General features: G+C 74.0%; 15 protein-coding genes. 5 read left to right on the top strand and 10 right to left on the bottom strand.

Annotation, left to right across the window (positions count from 1 at the left end):
- Positions 1 to 153: 153 nt before the first annotated feature.
- Both ACFYSC_RS10525 and sppA read left to right on the top strand, forming a co-directional pair.
- Positions 154 to 2193 carry a S8 family serine peptidase gene (locus tag ACFYSC_RS10525; protein WP_389959536.1) on the top strand — a complete coding sequence of 680 codons (2040 nt, stop codon included), beginning with the start codon at positions 154 to 156 and terminating at the stop codon, positions 2191 to 2193.
- 30 nt (positions 2194 to 2223) lie between these two features.
- Positions 2224 to 3924 carry a signal peptide peptidase SppA gene (gene sppA / locus ACFYSC_RS10520; protein ID WP_389959534.1) on the top strand — a complete coding sequence of 567 codons (1701 nt, stop codon included), beginning with the start codon at positions 2224 to 2226 and terminating at the stop codon, positions 3922 to 3924.
- A gap of 95 nt (positions 3925 to 4019) precedes the next feature.
- Here the strand turns inward: sppA and ACFYSC_RS10515 are convergent, their stop codons facing one another.
- The 5 genes from ACFYSC_RS10515 to ACFYSC_RS10495 all read right to left on the bottom strand — a co-directional run bounded on the left by ACFYSC_RS10515 (position 4020) and on the right by ACFYSC_RS10495 (position 8242).
- On the bottom strand, positions 4020 to 4514 hold the full coding sequence (locus tag ACFYSC_RS10515) for a flavin reductase family protein (RefSeq protein ID WP_389959531.1): 495 nt from the start codon (positions 4512 to 4514) through the stop codon (positions 4020 to 4022).
- Positions 4515 to 4674: 160 nt separating this feature from the next.
- Positions 4675 to 5607, bottom strand: coding sequence for an ABC transporter substrate-binding protein (locus ACFYSC_RS10510; protein ID WP_389959528.1), 933 nt, complete (start codon positions 5605 to 5607; stop codon positions 4675 to 4677).
- A 37-nt stretch (positions 5608 to 5644) separates the two neighbouring features.
- Positions 5645 to 6316, bottom strand: a complete 672-nt coding sequence (locus ACFYSC_RS10505; RefSeq protein ID WP_389959525.1) for an ABC transporter permease — start codon at positions 6314 to 6316, stop codon at positions 5645 to 5647.
- On the bottom strand, positions 6313 to 6987 hold the full coding sequence (locus ACFYSC_RS10500) for an ABC transporter permease (RefSeq protein WP_389959522.1): 675 nt from the start codon (positions 6985 to 6987) through the stop codon (positions 6313 to 6315). The genes ACFYSC_RS10505 and ACFYSC_RS10500 overlap by 4 nt, the downstream gene beginning before the upstream one ends.
- Positions 6977 to 8242: an ABC transporter ATP-binding protein gene (locus ACFYSC_RS10495; protein WP_389959519.1), complete on the bottom strand. Its 1266-nt coding sequence runs from the start codon at positions 8240 to 8242 to the stop codon at positions 6977 to 6979. The genes ACFYSC_RS10500 and ACFYSC_RS10495 overlap by 11 nt, the downstream gene beginning before the upstream one ends.
- Before the next feature lie 330 nt (positions 8243 to 8572).
- On the opposite strand from ACFYSC_RS10495, the gene ACFYSC_RS10490 reads away from it, so the two are divergent.
- Positions 8573 to 10768 carry a hypothetical protein gene (locus ACFYSC_RS10490; protein ID WP_389959516.1) on the top strand — a complete coding sequence of 732 codons (2196 nt, stop codon included), beginning with the start codon at positions 8573 to 8575 and terminating at the stop codon, positions 10766 to 10768.
- 39 nt (positions 10769 to 10807) lie between these two features.
- On the opposite strand, the gene ACFYSC_RS10485 is transcribed toward ACFYSC_RS10490, so the two are convergent.
- The 5 genes from ACFYSC_RS10485 to ACFYSC_RS10465 all read right to left on the bottom strand — a co-directional run bounded on the left by ACFYSC_RS10485 (position 10808) and on the right by ACFYSC_RS10465 (position 15945).
- Positions 10808 to 11980, bottom strand: a complete 1173-nt coding sequence (locus ACFYSC_RS10485; protein WP_389959514.1) for a lipid-transfer protein — start codon at positions 11978 to 11980, stop codon at positions 10808 to 10810.
- A 155-nt stretch (positions 11981 to 12135) separates the two neighbouring features.
- Positions 12136 to 12546: a MaoC/PaaZ C-terminal domain-containing protein gene (locus ACFYSC_RS10480; protein WP_389959511.1), complete on the bottom strand. Its 411-nt coding sequence runs from the start codon at positions 12544 to 12546 to the stop codon at positions 12136 to 12138.
- Positions 12546 to 13613: a bifunctional MaoC family dehydratase N-terminal/OB-fold nucleic acid binding domain-containing protein gene (locus ACFYSC_RS10475; RefSeq protein WP_389959508.1), complete on the bottom strand. Its 1068-nt coding sequence runs from the start codon at positions 13611 to 13613 to the stop codon at positions 12546 to 12548. The genes ACFYSC_RS10480 and ACFYSC_RS10475 overlap by 1 nt, the downstream gene beginning before the upstream one ends.
- Positions 13610 to 14764, bottom strand: coding sequence for an acyl-CoA dehydrogenase family protein (locus tag ACFYSC_RS10470; RefSeq protein ID WP_362935101.1), 1155 nt, complete (start codon positions 14762 to 14764; stop codon positions 13610 to 13612). Before ACFYSC_RS10470 ends, ACFYSC_RS10475 begins: the two co-directional genes overlap by 4 nt.
- A complete protein-coding gene (locus tag ACFYSC_RS10465; protein WP_389959505.1) occupies positions 14764 to 15945 on the bottom strand; it encodes an acyl-CoA dehydrogenase family protein in 1182 nt (393 codons plus the stop codon). Before ACFYSC_RS10465 ends, ACFYSC_RS10470 begins: the two co-directional genes overlap by 1 nt.
- Positions 15946 to 16152: 207 nt before the next feature.
- Between ACFYSC_RS10465 and ACFYSC_RS10460 the strand changes: the two genes are divergently transcribed.
- Together ACFYSC_RS10460 and ACFYSC_RS10455 are read left to right on the top strand one after the other, a co-directional pair.
- Positions 16153 to 16893 carry a TetR family transcriptional regulator gene (locus ACFYSC_RS10460; protein ID WP_389959502.1) on the top strand — a complete coding sequence of 247 codons (741 nt, stop codon included), beginning with the start codon at positions 16153 to 16155 and terminating at the stop codon, positions 16891 to 16893.
- A 189-nt stretch (positions 16894 to 17082) separates the two neighbouring features.
- Complete coding sequence (locus ACFYSC_RS10455) at positions 17083 to 18240, top strand: steroid 3-ketoacyl-CoA thiolase (protein ID WP_389959499.1); 1158 nt, start codon at positions 17083 to 17085, stop codon at positions 18238 to 18240.
- The last annotated feature ends 11 nt before the right edge of the window (positions 18241 to 18251 follow it).

The raw sequence follows: 18251 nt of genomic DNA, 5'->3' as shown, positions 1-18251 counted from the left end.
ACTTCCAGAAATGACCAGCCGACGGTCCCGCGTCCAGGATCGCCTGCCCCTGGACGCGGCCTAGGAAGATCCTGAAATCAGCCACGAAGGTATTCACCGGAGGCGAAACGCTGCCTAGACTCCGAATCGCCCGTTTCACCCCCCGGAGGACGTGTGCGACTTCGCGCTCTCGTGGCCATGGCGATCATGCTCACCATCACCCCGGCCGCGCCCGCGCTCGCCGCCGACTCCCTACCCGTCACGCCCCCGCCCGCCGTACAGGCGACGCCGCCGGTGGAGCGGCCGAAGCTGGAGGCCGGACTCGCCGCCGAGGGCGGCGAAGACGGCGACGAGGACGGCGGCGGCCGGGTCATCGTCGAGGTGGCCGCGCCCGCCGAGGCCGCGCCCGTGGCGGGCGAGGCGCGGACGCTGCCCGATGCCGAGGTCGTGCTGCAGCCGCCGGACGCCTCCTTCCTGGTCGTCGAGGGCACGGGCGAGGCCCTGGAGAAGCTGGCCGCCGACCCCCGGGTGGTGTCGGTCCGGCGCGACCGCGCCTACTCCGCCGCCTCGCTGTCCTCCGGGCTGAAGCTGATCGGGGCCGACCGGGCCGTCGCGGAGGGCGCGACCGGCGAGGGCCGTACGATCGCGGTGGTGGACACCGGGATCGACGCCGGCCACCCCGCATTGGGCGGGAAGGTCGTGGACGAGGCGTGCTTCTCGGCGACCGGCGACGGCGCGAAGTCCCTGTGCCCCGGCGGGCAGAACACGCAGACCGGTCCGGGTGCGGCCGACGCGAGGACGGCGGCGTGCGTGAGCGGCACGGTCAACCTGTGCGACCACGGCACCCATGTCGCGGGCATCGCGCACGCGGTCGCGCCGGGAGCCGACATCCTGGCGGTCCAGGTCTTCAGCCGGTTCGACGGCGTCGAGGAGTGCGTCACCGAGAACGCGTGCGTGGGCGCCTACGAGTCCACGATCCTGCTCGCCCTCGACCACCTCATCAAACTGAAGGACACCTCCCGGCCCGGCCTCGTCGCGGTGAACCTCAGCCTCGGCGGCGGTTTCTACGACGGGGCCTGCGACGGTGCGCCGGAGATCGGCCCGCTGAAGGAGCGGATCGACGCGCTGCGCGCCCGGGGCGTGGTCACCGTCGCCGCCGCGGGGAACGAGGGCGTGGCGGGCGGCGGCGCGCCGGCCTGCGTCTCCAGCGCGGTGACCGTGGGCGCGGTGGGCGACGACGACCGGGTCCCCTCCTGGTCAAACCACGGCCCGACGCTGGACCTCTTCGCGCCGGGCCTGGAGATCGACTCCGCGGTGCCCGGCGGCGGCACCGCCGTCTACAGCGGCACCTCGATGGCGGCCCCGCACGTCACGGGCGCGCTGGCCGCGCTGGCGCAGAAGTCCGCCGACGCCTCCCCCGACGCGCTCGTCGGCAGGCTGACCGCGGCGGGCCGCCCGATCGTCTACGGCGGGGTCACCACCCCGCGTCTCGACGTGTACGGCGCGCTGACCGGCCAGGCGCCCGGCCCGGCGGCCACCCGGGAGCCGGGTGACGACTCCGTGCCGGGTGATCAGGACACCCCCGTCCCGGACCCCAGCTCCGGCCCGGCCCCGGACCCGCGGGACGACGCCCCGGCGCCGCCCGAGCCGGAGCCCGTCCCGCTGCCGACGGTGACGGTCACCGTGACGGTCACCGCCGCGCCCGTCACCGTCCCGCCTCCGGGGTCCCCGGCGTCCGCGCCCGCCGTCTGCACCCGGGGCAGGGGGACGGAACGCCTGACCGCGGCGCAGTGGGCCGTCGAGATGACCCGGGGCAAGGGTGTGCTGAGCGACGGGACGCTCGGCTGTTATCTGCGGCTCGTCTCCAAGGCGAGCGCGGTCTTCCCCGAGGTCGTCCGCGCCTCCACACTCGGCACGGCCTACCGGGTGCTGCGCCCGGCGAAGCGCACGGCGCGGGCCGCACTCGACGGTGAACTGCTGGCCGCCTGGCTGAACTGGGCGCACGGCGCGGCCGAGCTGACCGCGAAGGCCGGCCGTACGGGCTCGGCGGAGAAGGCGGGGAGCGCGGGGGCGGGAAACACGAAGGCGGGGAGCGCGAAGGCCACGGTCGGGAGCGTCATCGCCGCGGCGGAGAGGCGGCGTCTGGCCGGCGCCTCGCTCGCCTCGTCCACCTCGCTGCTGCGAAAAGCGGTGAATGTCCGCCGTACCGCATAAGTAGCTTTTTGGTCGCCTAGTGTGTTAGCCATGGACGCGACCAAGGTGATCATCGATTCCGTCGACCGGTTCCGGCAGCGGCGCACCGCCCCGCTGGTCCTGGAACTCGACCTCACCGAGGGCCTGCTCGACGGCCCCCCGGCCGACCCGCTGAACGCGGTGCTGTCCATGCGCAGACCGCGGCTGAGCGACGTGCTGTCCGGCCTCAAGCGCGCCCGGACGGACACCCGGGTCAGGGCCCTGGTCGTCAAGATCGGCACCCGCCCGCTGGGACTGGCGATGGTGCAGGAGCTGCGCCAGGCCGTGACCCGGCTGCGCGAGGCGGGCAAGCTGACGGTCGCGTTCGCCGAGACGTTCGGCGAGTTCGGCGCGGGCACCGTCCCCTACTACCTGGCCACCGCCTTCGAGCGGGTCTACCTGCAGCCGTCGGGCGACGTGGGCCTCACCGGCGTCGCGATCGAGCAGCGCTTCCTGAAGGGCGCGCTCGGCAAGCTCGGTGTGGACTACCAGGTCGGCCAGCGGCACGAGTACAAGACCGCGGCCAACACCTTCACCCAGGACCACATGACCGAGGCGCACCGCGAGTCGATGGGCCGGATCACCGAGTCGATCACCGAGCAGGTCGTCGCGGGCGTCGCCGAGGGCCGCGGGATCGAGCCCGCCAAGGTCCGCGAGCTGGTGGACCGGGGCCCGTTCATCGGCGCCGAGGCCGTCGAGGCGGGCCTGGTGGACCGGATGGCCTACCGCGACGAGGTCTACGCCGAGGTCAAGAAGGCCGCCGGTGAGGACTCCCAGCTCCTCTACGTCACCCGCTACGCCCGCGGCCCGCTCGCGAAGAAGCTGCCCCGCCCCGGCGAGGACGTCGTCGCGCTGGTCCACGGCAACGGCGCGGTACGGCTCGGCCGCAGCGGCCGCAGCCCGCTGGGCGGCGGCGGGGCCATGGGCTCCGACACCGTCTGCGCCGCCCTGCGCGCGGCGCGCAACGACGACCACGTCAAGGCCGTCGTCTTCCGGGTGGACAGCCCCGGCGGCTCCTACGTCGCCTCCGACGCCATCTGGCGCGAGGTGGTGCTGACCCGCGAGGCGGGCAAGCCGGTCGTGGTCTCGATGGGCGACCTCGCGGCCTCCGGCGGCTACATGGTCTCGATGGCCGCCGACGCGATCGTGGCCCAGCCGGGCACGCTCACCGGCTCCATCGGCGTGTTCGGCGGCAAGGCCGTCATCGGCGGACTGCTGGAGAAGATCGGGATCTCCTCCGAGACGGTCGGCGAGGGCGCCAACGCCGGGATGTTCTCACCCACGAACGCCTTCTCCGAGGAGCAGTGGGCACGGATCAACGCCTGGCTGGACCGGGTCTACGACGACTTCGTGGCCAAGGCCGCCGACGGCAGGGACCTGCCGCGCGAGCGCGTCCACGAGCTGGCCAGGGGCCGGGTCTGGACCGGCGCGGACGCCCACGCGCACGGGCTCGTCGACGAGCTCGGCGGCCTGGAGGACGCCCTGGCCCTGGCGCGGAAGAAGGCGGGCCTCGCCGCCGACGCCCAGGTACGGGTCTACCCCAGGCTGAGCCCGCTGGAGCGGCTGCGCCCGGCGGAGTCGAGCGAGGACAAGGCCGCCGCCCTGGCCCGGGTCCGGCTGGAGTCGTGGGGGCCGATCTCCCACCTCGCCGCCGAGCTGGGCCTGCCGTCGTACGGCCCGCTCATGCTCCCCGGCTCCTGGACGATCCGCTAGCCGCCGGGTTCCGCCGCTCCGGTACGGCCCTGGAGACCGGGGGGCGTACGCGCCCGGCTCCTGAGCGGGTGACCAGGTGGGGCGCGCCCGGCGCTTCAGCGGGCGTCCGGGTCTCCGACGGGGCGGTAGCGGCCGCGGAGCCGTACGAGCGGGGTGAGCGACGGCTCGACGTAGCTCACCCCGAGCACCCGGGCGATGTAGATCGTGTGGTCGCCGGCCGGGACGACGTGCGTCGTCTCGGCCTCCAGCGCCGCCACGCCGCCCTCCACGACGAGCGCCCCGCTCAGCGCGCCCCGGTGGTGCGGCGTCCCGGCGAGCAGCAGCCGCGCGCCGGGGCGGCCCGGGGTGGCGAAACGGCTGGCGATCGCCTTCTGCCCGGCCGACAGCACGCTGGCCGCCCAGCGGTCGCGGCGCAGCAGCAGCTCGTTGAGGTAGCCGGTGTTCGCGAGGCTCACCATCACCAGCTCGGGGTCGAGCGAGACGGACGTGAAGGTGCCGACCGTTCCGCCCACGTCGTCGCGTTCGTCGTTGACGGTGACCACCGTCACCGCGGTCGCCACCCCCGCCATGGCCTCGGTGAACTCGCTCATACCGCCATCATCCCGGACCTCCGGGCCCGGTGCCGCCACGTGAACGGCCCCGGGACGCGGTACGGCGAAGCGCCCCGGGCACGGCGCGGCCCGCGCCACCGGGTGGCGCGGGCCGTACGCGAGCTGTCGGACCCCTGAGCGGGTCCGGTGGGAGACCAGGTCAGGAGGCGAGGCCGTTCTTGGTCAGCCAGTCCTTGGCGACCACGGCGGCGTCGTCCTTGTCCACCGCGACGCGCTTCATCATGTCGACGAGGGTCTGGGTGTCGAGCTTGGCGGAGATCGCGTTCAGCGTGGTCCGGACCGTGTCGTTCGTGCCCGCCTTGTTGACCAGCGGGGTGACGTTCTGGGCGCTGAAGACGTTCTTGGGGTCCTCCAGCGCGACCAGGTCGTTCAGCACGATCTTCGGGTCGGTCGTGAAGACGTTGCCGGTCAGGACCGTGCCGCTCTTGATGGCGTCGGCGGTGGTCGCGCCGGTCGGCTTCCACTCCTTGAACTCCAGGCCGTAGACGTCCTTGAACTGGGCCTCGCGCCGCTTCTTGAACTCGGGCGGGCCGCCGACGGCGTTGTCCTTGGAGACCTTGGCGAGGTCCTCGATCGTGGTGAGCTTGTACTTGGTCGCGCTCTCCTTGGTGACCGTGAGGGAGTCCTTGTCCTCGGCGGCGGCCGAGTCGAGGATCTCCACCTCGGCCGGGAGCTTGGACTTCAGCTCGCCGTTGACCTCGTCCTTGGAGGCGGCCGTGCTCTTCGGGTCGAGGAACGCCAGCAGCGCCCCGTTGTACTCGGGCAGCACGGTCAGGCCGCCGCTCTTGACCTGGTCGTAGACGATCTCACGGCTGCCGATGTTGGGCTTCTCCTCCACCGTCACGCCCTTGGCCTCCAGCGCCTGGGCGTAGATGGAGGCGAGCAGGACGCTCTCGGGGAAGTCGAACGAGCCGACGACGGCCTTGCCGCCCGCCCCGGAACCCGATCCCGAGCCGGATCCGGTGGCGGCCGGGCTCGCGGAGGCGCTGGTCAGGGGGTCTCCCCCGCCGCACGCGGTAAGTGAGAGCATCGCGGACAGGACGACCGCCGCGGTGCCGAACAGACGCTTCATCGTGCATTTCCCTTTCAAGCGGGAGGTTATTAGTAGATTAGCGGACGCGCTGCCTCCGGCTCACGCCAGGCGACACCGCCATCCGCTGTGCCAACGTGAACAACAGCTGTACGGCGAGCGCGAACAGCACCACCAGCACGGCTCCGCCCGCGACGCTCGCGTAGTCCTTCGTCGCCAGGCCGTCGATGATGAAACGGCCCAGCCCGCCGAGTCCGGCGTAGGCCGCCACGGTCGTGGTCGCCACCACCTGGACGGCCGAGAGCCGCAGCCCGAGCAGGATCAGCGGAAGCGCCACCGGCACCAGCACCCTGCCCAGGACCTGGCCGCCGCGCAGGCCCATGCCGTACGCGGCGTCCCTCAGGTCGGGATCCACGCCCCGGACGCCCTCGTAGGCGTTGACCAGGATGGGCGGCGCCGCCAGCGCCACCAGCGGGATGAGCACCGGCAGGACCGTGGTGGTGCCGAGCAGCAGCACGAACAGCACGAGCAGGCCGAGGGTGGGCATCGCGCGGGCGACGTTGACCGTCGCCACGATGAGATAGGCGCCCCGGCCGGTGTGGCCGATCCACAGCCCCAGCGGCAGCGCGATCAGCGCGGCCAGGGCCAGCGCCGCCGCGGAGAACGCCAGGTGCTCCAGGAGCCGGGCCGGGATGCCGTCGGGCCCCGACCAGTGGGCGGGGTCGCCGAAGAAGTCGGTCAGCCAGTTCACGCGTTCCCCCTCGCCCGCTGCCAGGGGGTGAGCAGCCGCTGCGCGGCGAGCAGGAGGCCGTCCACCAGCAGGGCCAGCGCCACGATGAGCACGATGCCCACGACCGCCGGGGTGGGGAAGTCGCGCTTGAACGCGTCGGTGAACAGGTTGCCCAGCCCGCCCTGGCCGATGAGCGCGCCCACGCTGACCAGGCTGATGCTGGAGACCGCGACCACGCGCAGGCCCGCCAGCACCACCGGGACGGCGATCGGCAGCTCGACCCGGAGCAGCCGGCGCAGCGGGGTGAAGCCCATCGCGACCGCCGACTGCCGGACGTGGTCGGGGACCGAGGCGATGCCGTCCACCACGGCGGGGATCAGCACGGCCACGCCGTAGAAGCTCAAGGGGATGATCACGGTCGCCGGACCGAGGCCGGTCACCGGGAGCAGGAGCATGAAGACCGGCAGGGACGGCAGCGCGTAGACGACGTTCATGAAACCGGCCGTCGGCTGGTAGAGCCAGCGCCAGCGCACGCAGGCCAGCCCGATCGGCAGCGCGACGAGGAGTCCGAACACGACCGGCAGCAGCGCCATCACGACGTGCTGCTGGAGCAGGGAGTCGATGCTGCCGGCCCGGCCGGTGCTCCAGTTGCGCCAGATCCAGTCCCAGCGGACCAGTGGCTCACCGTCCATCCGCGGCCTCCCGGGCTGCGCCGGTCTCCCCGGTCTCCCCGGTCTCCCCGGCGTCCCCGGCTCCGCCGGTCGTTCCGGTGTCCGCACCGGGTCCGGTCGATCCGGTGTCCGTGCCGGGTCCGGTGGGGCCGGGTCCGGTGGACCTCTCCGCCACGCGGGACGCCTCCTCGGCCGCCATGACCAGCGCCTCGTCCAGCACCTCGCGGGTGACCACGCCCTCGGCCCGCCCGGAGTCGTCCACCGCGATCGCGTTCCCCGAGGGCGACAGCAGCGCCGCGTCCAGCGCCGCGCGGAGCGAGTCGCGGCCCCTGACGAACGTCCCGTACGGCGCGAGCCGCACCTCCTCGAACGTCCCGCTCTCCGGCAGATCGGCGGTGGCGGCCCAGCCCAGGGGCTCGCCGTCCGGGCCGACCACGGCCAGCCAGGGCTCCGCCGTACCGCGCGCCGAGGCGACGTCGGCGGAGACCGGCACGGTCAGGCCGTCGCGCAGCCGCAGGCCCTCGCCGGGGACGAACGACAGCCGCCGGATGCCCCGGTCACGGCCGAGGAACTCCCGGACGAAACCGCCGGCGGGCCTGGCGAGCAGCGTCGCGGGGTCGTCGAGCTGCGCCAGGCGCCCGCCGACCTGCAGCACCGCCACCCGGTCGCCGAGTTTGACGGCCTCGTCGATGTCGTGGGTGACGAACACGATCGTCTTCTGCAGTTCGGACTGGAGCCGCAGCAGCTCGTCCTGAAGGCTCGCGCGCACGATCGGGTCCACCGCGCTGAACGGCTCGTCCATCAGCAGCACCGGCGGGTCGGCCGCGAGCGCGCGGGCCACGCCGACGCGCTGCTGCTGGCCTCCGGACAGCTGGAAGGGGTAGCGGTTCGCGAGCCCGGTCTCCAGGCCCACCCGCTCCAGCAGCTCCATCGCCCGGTCCCGGGCCTTCTTGCGGTCCCAGCCGAGGAGATGGGGAACGGTCGCGACGTTGTCCACGATCTTCCGGTGCGGGAAGAGGCCGGCCTGCTGGATCACGTAGCCGATGCCCCGGCGCAGCGTGGGCGGATCGACGGTGGTGACGTCCACACCGTCGAGGAGGATGCGACCCTCGCTCGGGTCGATCATCCTGTTGATCATTCGGAGGGACGTCGTCTTACCGCATCCCGAGGGACCGACGAACACGGTTATCCCGCCCGTGGGAACTTCGAGGCTGAGGTCGTCCACGGCGACGGTTCCGTCTGGATATCGCTTGGTGACACGGTCGAATGTGATCATGCGTAACCTTTTGCTCGCCGGCGGGGCGTGGGACCCCCTGCCCACAACCGCCCCATGGTCTAACGCGGGACCGACAAAGGTGAGGTATCCAACTCAACCCTCCCATGGCCCCCACCAGGGGGCCGCTCAGGCTAGCAAGCCCTCCGGAGAAAGGGCAGTCAATAGTGCGATTGGGCCCGCCGACCCGGCATGATTACCCATATCGTGGGGAGTGACTCATCTGACACACATGGATCAACAGCTACACCGACACCGCAGGTATTCCGCTCGTCCGGGTTCATCGTCAGATGCCCCGCCTGAACCATCCGAACCACCAGAGGAACCGGTCCCGTGACCCAACCCCTCCTCGGTCTGCGCCCGCGCGGTGGCCCCGTCACCGAGGTCACCGAGCTCTACGACCGTCACGCCGCCGGACTGTTCGCGTACTGCCACGACCAGCTCGGTGATCCCGGCGCCGCGGCCGGCGCGCTGACGGCCGTCTTCGCCGCCGTGGAGGCCGCGGGACCACGACACGCCACCGTGGCCGCGGAGGTCCCCGCGCCGTACCCCGCGGAGGGCCCCGCCGCGGAGGCCGCCGGGCCGCACGCCGCCGCGGAGGACGCCGGACCGCCGCGTGCCGCCCTCTACGCGCTGGCCCGCCGCGAGATCCAGCACCGCGACGTCGTCTACGCGCCACCGGTCGTCGGAGCCGACCTGGTGGCGTCCTTCGTCGGGCGGATCCTGCGCGACCTGCGGCCCCACCAGCGCGAGGTGCTGTACCTGTCCGGCGTGTGCGAGATGGACGCCTTCGAGCTCTCCTGGGTGCTCGACGTGGCCGCCGACACCGCCGACGAGCTGACCGTCAGCGCCTGCCGGCGCTTCGCCCAGGCACTGCGCCCGGCCCTGGCCTCGATGAGGGTGCCGGACCACATGGCCGAGGTGTTCGGCGCCCTGGACGCCGCGCCCATCCGCGACGTGCTCGCCCGCGCCCCCTGGGCCGTCCCGCCGCCGGGACTGCGCGCCACCGTGCTGGGCGCCGCCGTGCTGGGCGCCACCGCGCCGGGCACACCGGGTACGGCCTCGGCCCCGTCAGGGGTCCGGCCGGTGACGCGGCCGGGTACGGTTCCCGCTCCGCCGGGGGCCCGGCCGGGTACGGCCTCCGCCTCGCGTCCCTCCGGTCCCCCGCTCAGGGCGCTGTGGCCCGCGCCCCCGGTGTGGCCGCTCCCGCCCTCCGCGGCCGACGCGCTGACCGGCACCACCGTGTTCCCGCTGCCCGCCGGCCCGGCGGGCGGCCCGCGCGACGGCTCGCCCGTCACCCCGGGCTCCGCGGGCTCTCCGGGCTCTCCGGGTTCCCTGAGCTCCACGGGCTCCGTGGGTTCTCCCGGCGCCTCGGACCCCTCCGGCTCCTCCGGCTCCTCCGGCTCCCCTGGCTCCTCCCTGCGGGACCGCGCGTCCGACCCGCTCTCGCCGCCGGACCCGGACGTGGTCTCCGCACACGAGGCCACCACCGAGCCGATGCCCCGGCTCAGGGACTCGGTCCTGACCTCGCTCGACGACATGTCGCCCCGCGCCCGGCGGGCGAGGCTGCGCCGGCCCTCGCCGCGCGGCGCGGCTCCCGGCCCGGCTCCCCTGCCCGCCCCGGTCCCCGGGGACGTGCTCGAACCCGAGACGCCGTCCTCGCCGTCGCCGTCACCGCCGTCACCGGACGGGTTCCCCTCCGTGGGAAACCTGTTCCAGCCCCTCACCCCCGAGGCGCGGGCGGCCCTGATCCGGACCGACAGGCTGGTCGCCGCCGCGCCGCGTGAGGAACGCGACCGCGACGGGCGGAGCACGGACCGCGGACGGCGGCAGGGCCCCGATCAGCGGGTGGACCAGGAGCGCCGCGAGGACTCCGGACCGCAGGGGGAGCACGAGCGGCGGCTGCCCGGCTGGCCGCTGCGGACCGACGAGCTGGACGACCTGCCCGCCTCCGGCGCCGCGGCGTCCCCGGCCCCCGACCGGGCGCCGTACGACGAGTGGCCGATCGTCGACTGGACCGCGCCGGAACGACCCGTCCGCGTGCACGGGACGGACCGGGCCGCGGGCACCGGGCGGCCCCTGAGCGGCCGGGAGCCCGCGGGGACGGCCGCCGCCGGGACGAGCGGCCTTCGGACGGCCGCCACGGAGACGCACGACCTCCGGACGACGGGGACGCCAGGCCTCCGGACGACCGCCGCGGCCACGACCGACTTCCAGGAGGTCGCCGCCTGGCGGGCCGGGATGCTGGCGAGCGCCGGGGACCCCGGGAAGCTCGGGGACCCCGGGAACGCAGAGGCCGGCGCCACGGCCGTGATCGGGGTCCGGACCGAGGTCCCGGAGACGGGCGCCCGGGTGTCCCGGGCGTCCCGTACGACGCGGACCGGCGGACGATCGCACCGCAGGACCAGGCGCCGGCCGGGCAGGCACGCCGAGCGTCACCACGACTGGGTCTGGGAGCTCGCAGGCTTCCTCGTCTGCGTGGCGATCGCGATGATCGTCTTCCTCGCCATGCCCGCCCTGACACCGTGACGCCGTGGCGCGGCGGCCCGGCCCCGGGCGGTGCGCGTCTCAGCCCGCCGACAGGATCAGCCCGCTGGTCGGCACGCCGGTGCCCGCGGTGACCAGGACGTTGCGGACGTCCGCGACCTGGTTGGCCGCGGTGCCCCGGACCTGCCGTACGGCCTCGGCGATGCCGTTCATTCCGTGGATGTACGCCTCGCCGAGCTGCCCGCCGTGCGGGTTCACCGGCAGGCGGCCGTCGATCTCGATGCCGCCGTCCGCCACGAGGTGGCGCGCCTCGCCCCGCCCGCAGAACCCCAGCTCCTCCAGCTGGAGGAGCACGAACGGCGTGAAGTGGTCGTACAGGACGGCCGTCTGCACCCCCTCGGGCCCGAACCCCGCCTGCTCCCACAGGCGGCGGCCGACCACCCCCATCTCCGGCAGGCCGGTCATGTCGTCGCGGTAGTAGCTGGTCATCATCATCTGCCCGGCCCCGGACCCCTGGGCCGCGGCGGTGATCAGTGCCGGGGTCCGCCGCAGGTCGCGGGCGCGTTCGGCCGAGGTGACCACGAGCGCCACCGCGCCGTCGCTCTCCTGGCAGCAGTCGAGCAGGTGCAGCGGCTCGACGATCCACCGCGACGCCTGGTGCTCGGCGAGGGTGATCGGTCGGCCGTGGAACCACGCGGCGGGGTTGGTGGCCGCGTGCCGCCGCATGGCGACGGCCACCCGGCCGAAGTCCTCGGACGTCGCGCCGTGGACGTGCATGTACCGGCGGGCGAACATGGCGACCCACGCCGCCGGGGTCATCAGACCCTGCGGCACGTGCCAGCTCATCTCCAGGCCCAGGGACGACGGCGCGCCGCCGAGCCCCGGGTCGGGCCGGCCGTACCTGCGGCCGGAGCGCTCGTTGAACGCCCGGTAGCAGACGACGGTCTCGGCGGCGCCGGTCGCGACGGCCATCGCCGCGTGCATCACCGTGCCGCACGCCGCGCCGCCGCCGTAGTGGACCCGGGAGAAGAAGGTCAGGTCGCCGATGCCCACCTCGCGGGCCACGGCGATCTCGTCGTTGGCGTCCTGGGTGTAGGTGACCAGGCCGTCCACGTCCGACGGGCCGAGACCGGCGTCGTCCAGCGCCGCGAACACCGCCTCGGCGGCGAGCCGGAGCTCCGACCTGCCCGACTGCTTGGAGAACTCGGTCGCGCCGATGCCGGCGACGGCCGTACTCCCCGAAAAGGAGACCACGGTGGGGCCTTTCTGCGAAGTCTTCGAAGAGGCGCGGTTGTTCGGGATGTCAGGGGTCGTCCGGATGCCGGGGACGCGGTTCTCCGGGAGTCCGGGAAACCGGCCCTCCGGGAGAGGATGCGGCCGGGAGGGGCGCGTGTGGCCTTCGGGACGGGTCAGCGGTCGGGGAGGGCGAAGCGGACGGTGCCGAAGGCGTGGTCGCCCAGGCTGACCCTGCCCCGCACCTCGACGGTGAACTCGCCGTCCTCCCGTCCGACGACGGCGCCGGTGAAGGTCAGCCGGTCCCCGGCGTAGGCCGGGACGCCCAGTTTGACGTTGATGCCGCGGATCAGCGCCTCGGGACCCGCCCAGTCGGTGACGTAGCGCTCGACGAGGCCCATCGTGGTCAGGATGTTGAGGAAGACGTCCTTCGATCCCTGGGCCCTGGCGCTCGCCGGGTCGTGGTGGACGGGGGTGAAGTCCATCGTGGCCAGTGCCGTCGAGACGACCGTGGTGGGGGTCAGGTCGATCGCGAGCTCGGGGAGCGCCACTCCGACCTGGACCTCGTCTTCGGTAAGCGTCCGCATCACGTCTCCCGGGGGACCCAGAGGGGCAGTATGAGGTTGTCGTCCTTCTGGCGATACGTCACACGCAACGGCATACCGATACCCACTTCCGAGGGAGGGCAGTCCACGACGGCGCCCACGATCCGCACACCCTCCGGCAGCTGGACCACCGCCACCGCGAACGGCGTCTCCCATCCCGGGACCGGCGGACTGTGGTGCACCACGTAGCTGTAGACCTCGCCCTCGCCGCTCGCCACGACGTACGTCCGGCCGGCCGAGCGGCACGAGGGGCAGACCGGACCTGGGGGATGCCGGAGTTCGCCGCAGTCGGCGCATCTCTGGATCCGCAACTCGCCTCGGGCCACACCCTCCCAGAAGAAGGCGGTGTCGTCGCCGACGGCCGGTCCCAGCGGGTACGGCTGCCGGGTATCGGTAGTGGTTATGCGCTCCTCGGGATGAAATTTCAGTACCCGGAACAGCATCTCGGCCACCCGTTCGCCCTCCGAGTACCAGGTGACGTTCCAGGTGACGAAGTAGCCCTCGCCGAGGGCCGTCCGTTTCGGCCCGGACAGCCCGGTGAGCCGGGTGGCCGGGACCGGCCGCTCGCCGAGCCTCAGGTAGCGGTCGTAGGTCTGCTCGCAGTTCGTCGCGACCACCCCGGTGTAGCCGGCGGCGTCCAGCGCCGCGAGCACGTCGCCGATCGGGCCGCCCGCCCGCTCGGCGGGTCCGGCGAGGCCCGGCATGGTCCAGACCTGGATCATCGCCGGGGGCGCCACGATCTCCCCGTGGACGCCCGCGGCCGCGGCCTCCGCGTCGGTGTGGAGGGGGTTGGCGTCGCCCATGGCGGCGGCCCAGTGCCGGATCATCGGGAGGTTGACCGGGTCGGCCGCGGCGTCGCCGTACACCTCTCCCGCCGCCACCCGCTTCTCGGCCAGCGCGGTGAGCCGTTCGTGGAACCCCGGGTCCGGGGCCCAGGCGGGCCGCCCGGCCGGGTCCGGCGCGTCCTGACCGGACGTCCGGGCGTCCCGGGCGGCGGGGCCTCGACGGTCCCCGGGGGAAGGCGGGACGGGAGGGTTCGCGGCGGTCATCGGGGCGGCCTCGGCAGGTTCAGGCCCAGCATGGCGATGAGCTCGCGCTGGACCTCGTTGACGCCGCCGCCGAAGGTCAGCACGATCGCGCCCTTGACGCCGCGGTCGAGGCGCTCGGTGAAGCCGGCCGTCTCCTCGTCGTCCGGATCGCCGTACCGGGCCAGGACGTCCCCGACGATCCGGCCGACCTCCTGCATGCGCTCCGAACCGTAGATCTTGGTGGCCGAGGCGTCGGGGGCGCCCAGCCAGCCCGAATCCATGCCCGCCGCGACCTGCCAGTTCAGCAGCTCGTTGGTCCGCAGGCAGGCGTACACCCTGGCCAGAGCCCGCCGTACGGCGGGCTCGGCGATCAGCCCGGTGGCGCGGGCCCACCGCAGGAACCGGTCGTGGACGTGCGCGATGTTGCCCGCCGGGCCGAGCGTGACCCGCTCGTGGTTGAGCTGCTCGACGATCAGGTCCCAGCCCCGGTTCTCCTCCCCCACCACCATGTCCACCGGCACCCGCACGTCGGTGTAGTAGGTGGAGTTGGTGTGGTGGCGGCCGTCCATGGTGGTGATCGGGGTCCACGAGAAGCCCGGGTCGGCGCAGTCGACGATCAGCATCGTGATGCCCCGGTGCTTCGCCGCGGCCGGGTCGGTGCGGGCGGCCAGCCAGATGTGGTCGGCGTGGTGGGCGCCCGAGGTGAAGATCTTCTGCCCGTTGACGACGTAGTGGTCGCCGTCGCGGACCGCGGTGGTGCGCAGGGCCGCGAGGTCGGTGCCCGCCTCGGGCTCGCTGTAGCCGATGGCGAAGTGGCACTCCCCGGCCAGGATGCGCGGCAGGAAGGACTCCTTCTGCGCGGCCGTGCCGTACCGCATGATGGTCGGGCCGACGGTCTGCACGGTGATGATCGGGTAGGGCACCTCGGCGCGGGCGATCTCGTTGGCGAAGATCTGCTGCTCCACCGGGCCGTATCCGCCGCCGCCGTACTTCTCCGGCCAGCCCAGGCCGAGCTTGCCGTCGCGGCCGAGTCTGCGGCAGTGCCGCATGTAGGCCGGGCCGAACGGGTCGGCGGCGATCTCCCGGCGTTCCTCGTCGGACAGGCAGACGGTGAAGTACTCGTGCAGCTCGTGGCGGAGCCGCCGCTGTTCGGGGGTCAGGTCGATCATCATCAGAGGAGCGCTCCGATCGCGTCGAGCCGGGCCTCCACGCCGCCCAGCAGGTGGGCGTGGTGCTTGCCCCAGGCGAAGTGGCGGTGCAGCGGGTAGGCCACGTCCAGGCCGATCCCGCCGTGCAGGTGCTGGCAGGTGTGCAGCGCGGCGAGCGCCGCGTCCGTGACGGTGAGGGCCGCGACGGACAGGTCGGCCTCGGCCTCGGAGTCCATGCCCTCGGCCAGCCGCCACACCCCGGACCACATGGCGACGTCGAGGGTGCGGGCGGCGATGTAGACGTCGGCGATCTGTACGGTGACCGCCTGGAACTCGGCCAGTGCGCGGCCGAACTGCCTGCGGCTCCTGATGTGCTCGGTGGTCAGCGCGAGCGCTCCGGCCAGCACGCCGGAGGCGACGGCGACGATCCCGGCGAGCGCCAGCAGGCGCAGGTCCGCGGCGGCCCGGCCGTCCGGCCCGCCCACGGGCTCGGCCGGGGAGTCGTGGAGGGCGAGGGTGGCGGCGGGCTCGCCGGTGGAGACGCGCACCGGCCGCAGGGTCGCCGCCCCGGGGGCGACCAGGAACAGGCCGACGCCGTCCGCGGTGGCCGCGGGGACGAGGATCGCCGACGCCTGGGCGGCGTAGGGGACGGTTCCGGCCCGCCCGGTCAGCAGCCACCCGCCGTGGCCGGGTCGGGCGGTCACGACGGGGGCGGCACCGGGCTCCCCGGCGGGCCCGGGAACGGAACCGGCGCCGGGCTCTCCGGCGGGATCGGGGCCGTCAGCGAGGCGGGCGGTCACGGTGGGGGCGGCGCCGAGGTCGCGGCCGGGGCCGCGCAGCGCGGCTGTCAGCACCGCCCTCCCCTCGGCCAGGGGGGCCAGCGCCGCGCGCTGCTCCGGGGAGCCGTGCCGGGCGACGGCCAGCCCGGCGACCAGGCTCGCCAGGAGCGGCGCGGGGGCCACGTGCGCCCCGGCCTCCCGCAGCAGGACGGCCGCCTCCACCGGTCCGAGCCCCGCGCCGCCCGCCTCCTCGGGAAGGCATGCGCCCAGCAGCCCGGCCTGGGCGAGGGAGCGCCAGAGCCCCGCGTCGTACGGCGCGCCGCCCGCCTCGTGGGCCTCGATCCGTTCGGTGGCGGCCTCCCGGCCGAGGAGGTCCCCGGCGAGGGCGCGCAACTCACTCTGTGTCTCGTCAAGGGTGAAGTCCACGGGCGCTCCAAGGGACTCGCTCCAGGGGATGAAACGCTCAAGCCAACCGATCCGGAAACTAGAACAGATTTCAGTCCCCGTCCAGGGGCGGCCGGCGGGAACGCGCGGCGACGTGCGCCGGACAGGCGTCTTCAATGGAAGGACCGATGGCTCTCGTAACCGGCGGGTAACCCACTGGGACGAGCGGAGATCAGATAACGTGTTCTCATGCGTGTCCCGCGTACGACCATCGGAGCATCCGCGGCCGCCCGCGCCCCGCACGCTCCGCCCCCCGGATCCCCCCGCCCGGCCGCCGCCAAAGGCGCCTCGGGCGCGACCAAGGGCGCCTCGGGGGCGCGGGGAGCGCAGGGTGAGCCCGCGGCGGCCGGCGGCGTCCGCTCCAGGAGCCAGCACCAGCGCCGCAAGCGCATCATCCAGGCGGCCGCCGCGCTCGCCTCCCGCGGCGGCGTCGAGGCCATGCAGATGCGCACGGTCGCCGAGCGTGCCGGGGTCGCCCTCGGCACCCTCTACCGCTACTTCCCGTCGAAGATGGACCTGGTCGTCGCGGTGGTCAGCGAGGAGTTCGACCTGCTCGAAGGCAGCATCGAGCGCCGTCCTCCGAGTGCGGCCACCCCCGCGGGCCGGGCCGTCGACGTGCTGATGCGCGCCACCCGCGGCCTCATGCGCGAGCCCGAGCTGGCCGACGCGCTCATCCGCTCACTGATCATGGCCGAGGTCGACACCCCGTTCGGCGACCGGATGACCGGCCTGCTGCTGCGCGCCGCCGTGGACCGCCCGGGCGACCGGCTGACGACGGAGACCGCCACGGAGGAGCAGGCCATCCTGGCCGGCTCCCTGTCCAGCGTCTGGGTGCAGGAGCTGCTGGAGATGCTCCGCGGCCGCCGTACGCACGAGCAGGCGCAGCGCCGCGTCGAGATCGCGGCCGACCGGCTGCTCGCCGGCTTCTGACCTCTCGTCCGCCTCCCGGAGGCCCCCCGGGCGACCCTTCGCCGGCGCTCCCACCATGCCCCTCGGGAGCCCCCTCGGGACGCCCTCTCCCGCCCGAGACCTCGACCCCGCTCCTCCCTCCTCCGCCTTCCACCCGAAACTAGAACGGGTTACAGTCACAGGGCGGGCGCGGTCGGGATGGGAGGCCGGATGGGTGCGGTGATCGTCGAAGCCGTCAGAACCCCGATCGGCAGGCGAGGCGGCCTGCTCGCGGGCCTGAAACCGCAGGCGCTGCTCGCCGCCGCGCTGAACGGCGTGATCGGCAGGTCCGGGATCGACCCGGCGGCGGTGGACCAGGTCTTCGCCGGGTGCGTCACCCAGGCGGGCGAGCAGGGCGGGCACGTGGGCCGGTACGCCTGGCTCTACGCCGGCCTGCCGTACGGGACGGGCGTGACCACGATCGACGCGCAGTGCGGCTCCTCACAGCAGGCCGTGCACCTGGTCGCCGCCCTCATCGAGGCGGGCGTCGTCGAGGTAGGAGTGGCCTGCGGCGTCGAGGTGATGAGCCGGGCCCCGCTGGGCAGCAACGTGCTCCCGGCCGACCCCCGGCCCGGCGACTGGGCCATCGACATACCCGACCAGTTCACCGCCGCCGAGCGGATCGCGCGGCGGCGCGGGCTGACCCGCGAGCGGCTCGACGCCTTCGGCGTCCGGTCCCAGCGCCTGGCCGCCCGCGCGTGGGCCGAGGGCCGCTTCGACCGGGAGATCGTCCCGGTGACCGCCCCGGTCCTGGGTGAGGACGGACGGCCCACCGGCGAGAGCCGCGTCGTCACCGCCGACCAGGGGCTCCGCGAGACCACCGCCGAGGGGCTGGCGCGGCTGCGGCCGGTGATGGGAGAGGACGGGCTGCACACCGCCGGGACCTCCTCGCAGATCTCCGACGGCGCGGCGGCGGTGCTGCTGGCGAGCGAGGAGGCCGCCGCCCGGTACGGCCTGCGCCCCCGCGCCCGGATCCGCGCCCAGGCGCTCGTCGGCGCGGAGCCGTACTACCACCTGGACGGGCCGGTGGAGGCGACCGCCAGGGTGCTGTCCGCGGCGGGCATGCGGATGGAGGACGTCGACCTGTTCGAGGTGAACGAGGCGTTCGCGTCGGTCGTCCTGTCCTGGGCGTCGGTGCACCGGCCGGACATGGACCGGGTCAACGTCTGCGGCGGAGCCATCGCGCTCGGCCACCCGGTCGGCGCGACCGGCGCCCGCCTGGTCGTCACCGCCCTGCACGAGCTGGAGCGGTCGGACTCCTCGACCGCGCTGGTGACGATGTGCGCGGGCGGCGCGCTGTCCACCGCGACCGTCCTGGAACGGTTGTGACACGCCCGCGG

Origin of the sequence: Streptosporangium sp. NPDC004379, from assembly GCF_042873875.1 — a bacterium.
GTDB lineage: Bacteria > Actinomycetota > Actinomycetes > Streptosporangiales > Streptosporangiaceae > Streptosporangium.
Note: the sequence above shows the minus strand (reverse complement) of the source record. Positions and strands in the feature narration are given on the sequence as shown.

Coding starts and splice junctions, on each gene's coding strand:
- ACFYSC_RS10470 (WP_362935101.1), bottom strand. CDS start 14,764: ATGATGATCGACCTGACCCCCGAACAGCGGCGGCTCCGCCACGAGCTG.
- ACFYSC_RS10475 (WP_389959508.1), bottom strand. CDS start 13,613: ATGACCGCCGCGAACCCTCCCGTCCCGCCTTCCCCCGGGGACCGTCGA.
- sppA (WP_389959534.1), top strand. CDS start 2,224: ATGGACGCGACCAAGGTGATCATCGATTCCGTCGACCGGTTCCGGCAG.
- ACFYSC_RS10510 (WP_389959528.1), bottom strand. CDS start 5,607: ATGAAGCGTCTGTTCGGCACCGCGGCGGTCGTCCTGTCCGCGATGCTC.
- ACFYSC_RS10495 (WP_389959519.1), bottom strand. CDS start 8,242: ATGATCACATTCGACCGTGTCACCAAGCGATATCCAGACGGAACCGTC.
- ACFYSC_RS10455 (WP_389959499.1), top strand. CDS start 17,083: ATGGGTGCGGTGATCGTCGAAGCCGTCAGAACCCCGATCGGCAGGCGA.
- ACFYSC_RS10480 (WP_389959511.1), bottom strand. CDS start 12,546: ATGCGGACGCTTACCGAAGACGAGGTCCAGGTCGGAGTGGCGCTCCCC.
- ACFYSC_RS10515 (WP_389959531.1), bottom strand. CDS start 4,514: ATGAGCGAGTTCACCGAGGCCATGGCGGGGGTGGCGACCGCGGTGACG.
- ACFYSC_RS10500 (WP_389959522.1), bottom strand. CDS start 6,987: ATGGACGGTGAGCCACTGGTCCGCTGGGACTGGATCTGGCGCAACTGG.
- ACFYSC_RS10460 (WP_389959502.1), top strand. CDS start 16,153: ATGCGTGTCCCGCGTACGACCATCGGAGCATCCGCGGCCGCCCGCGCC.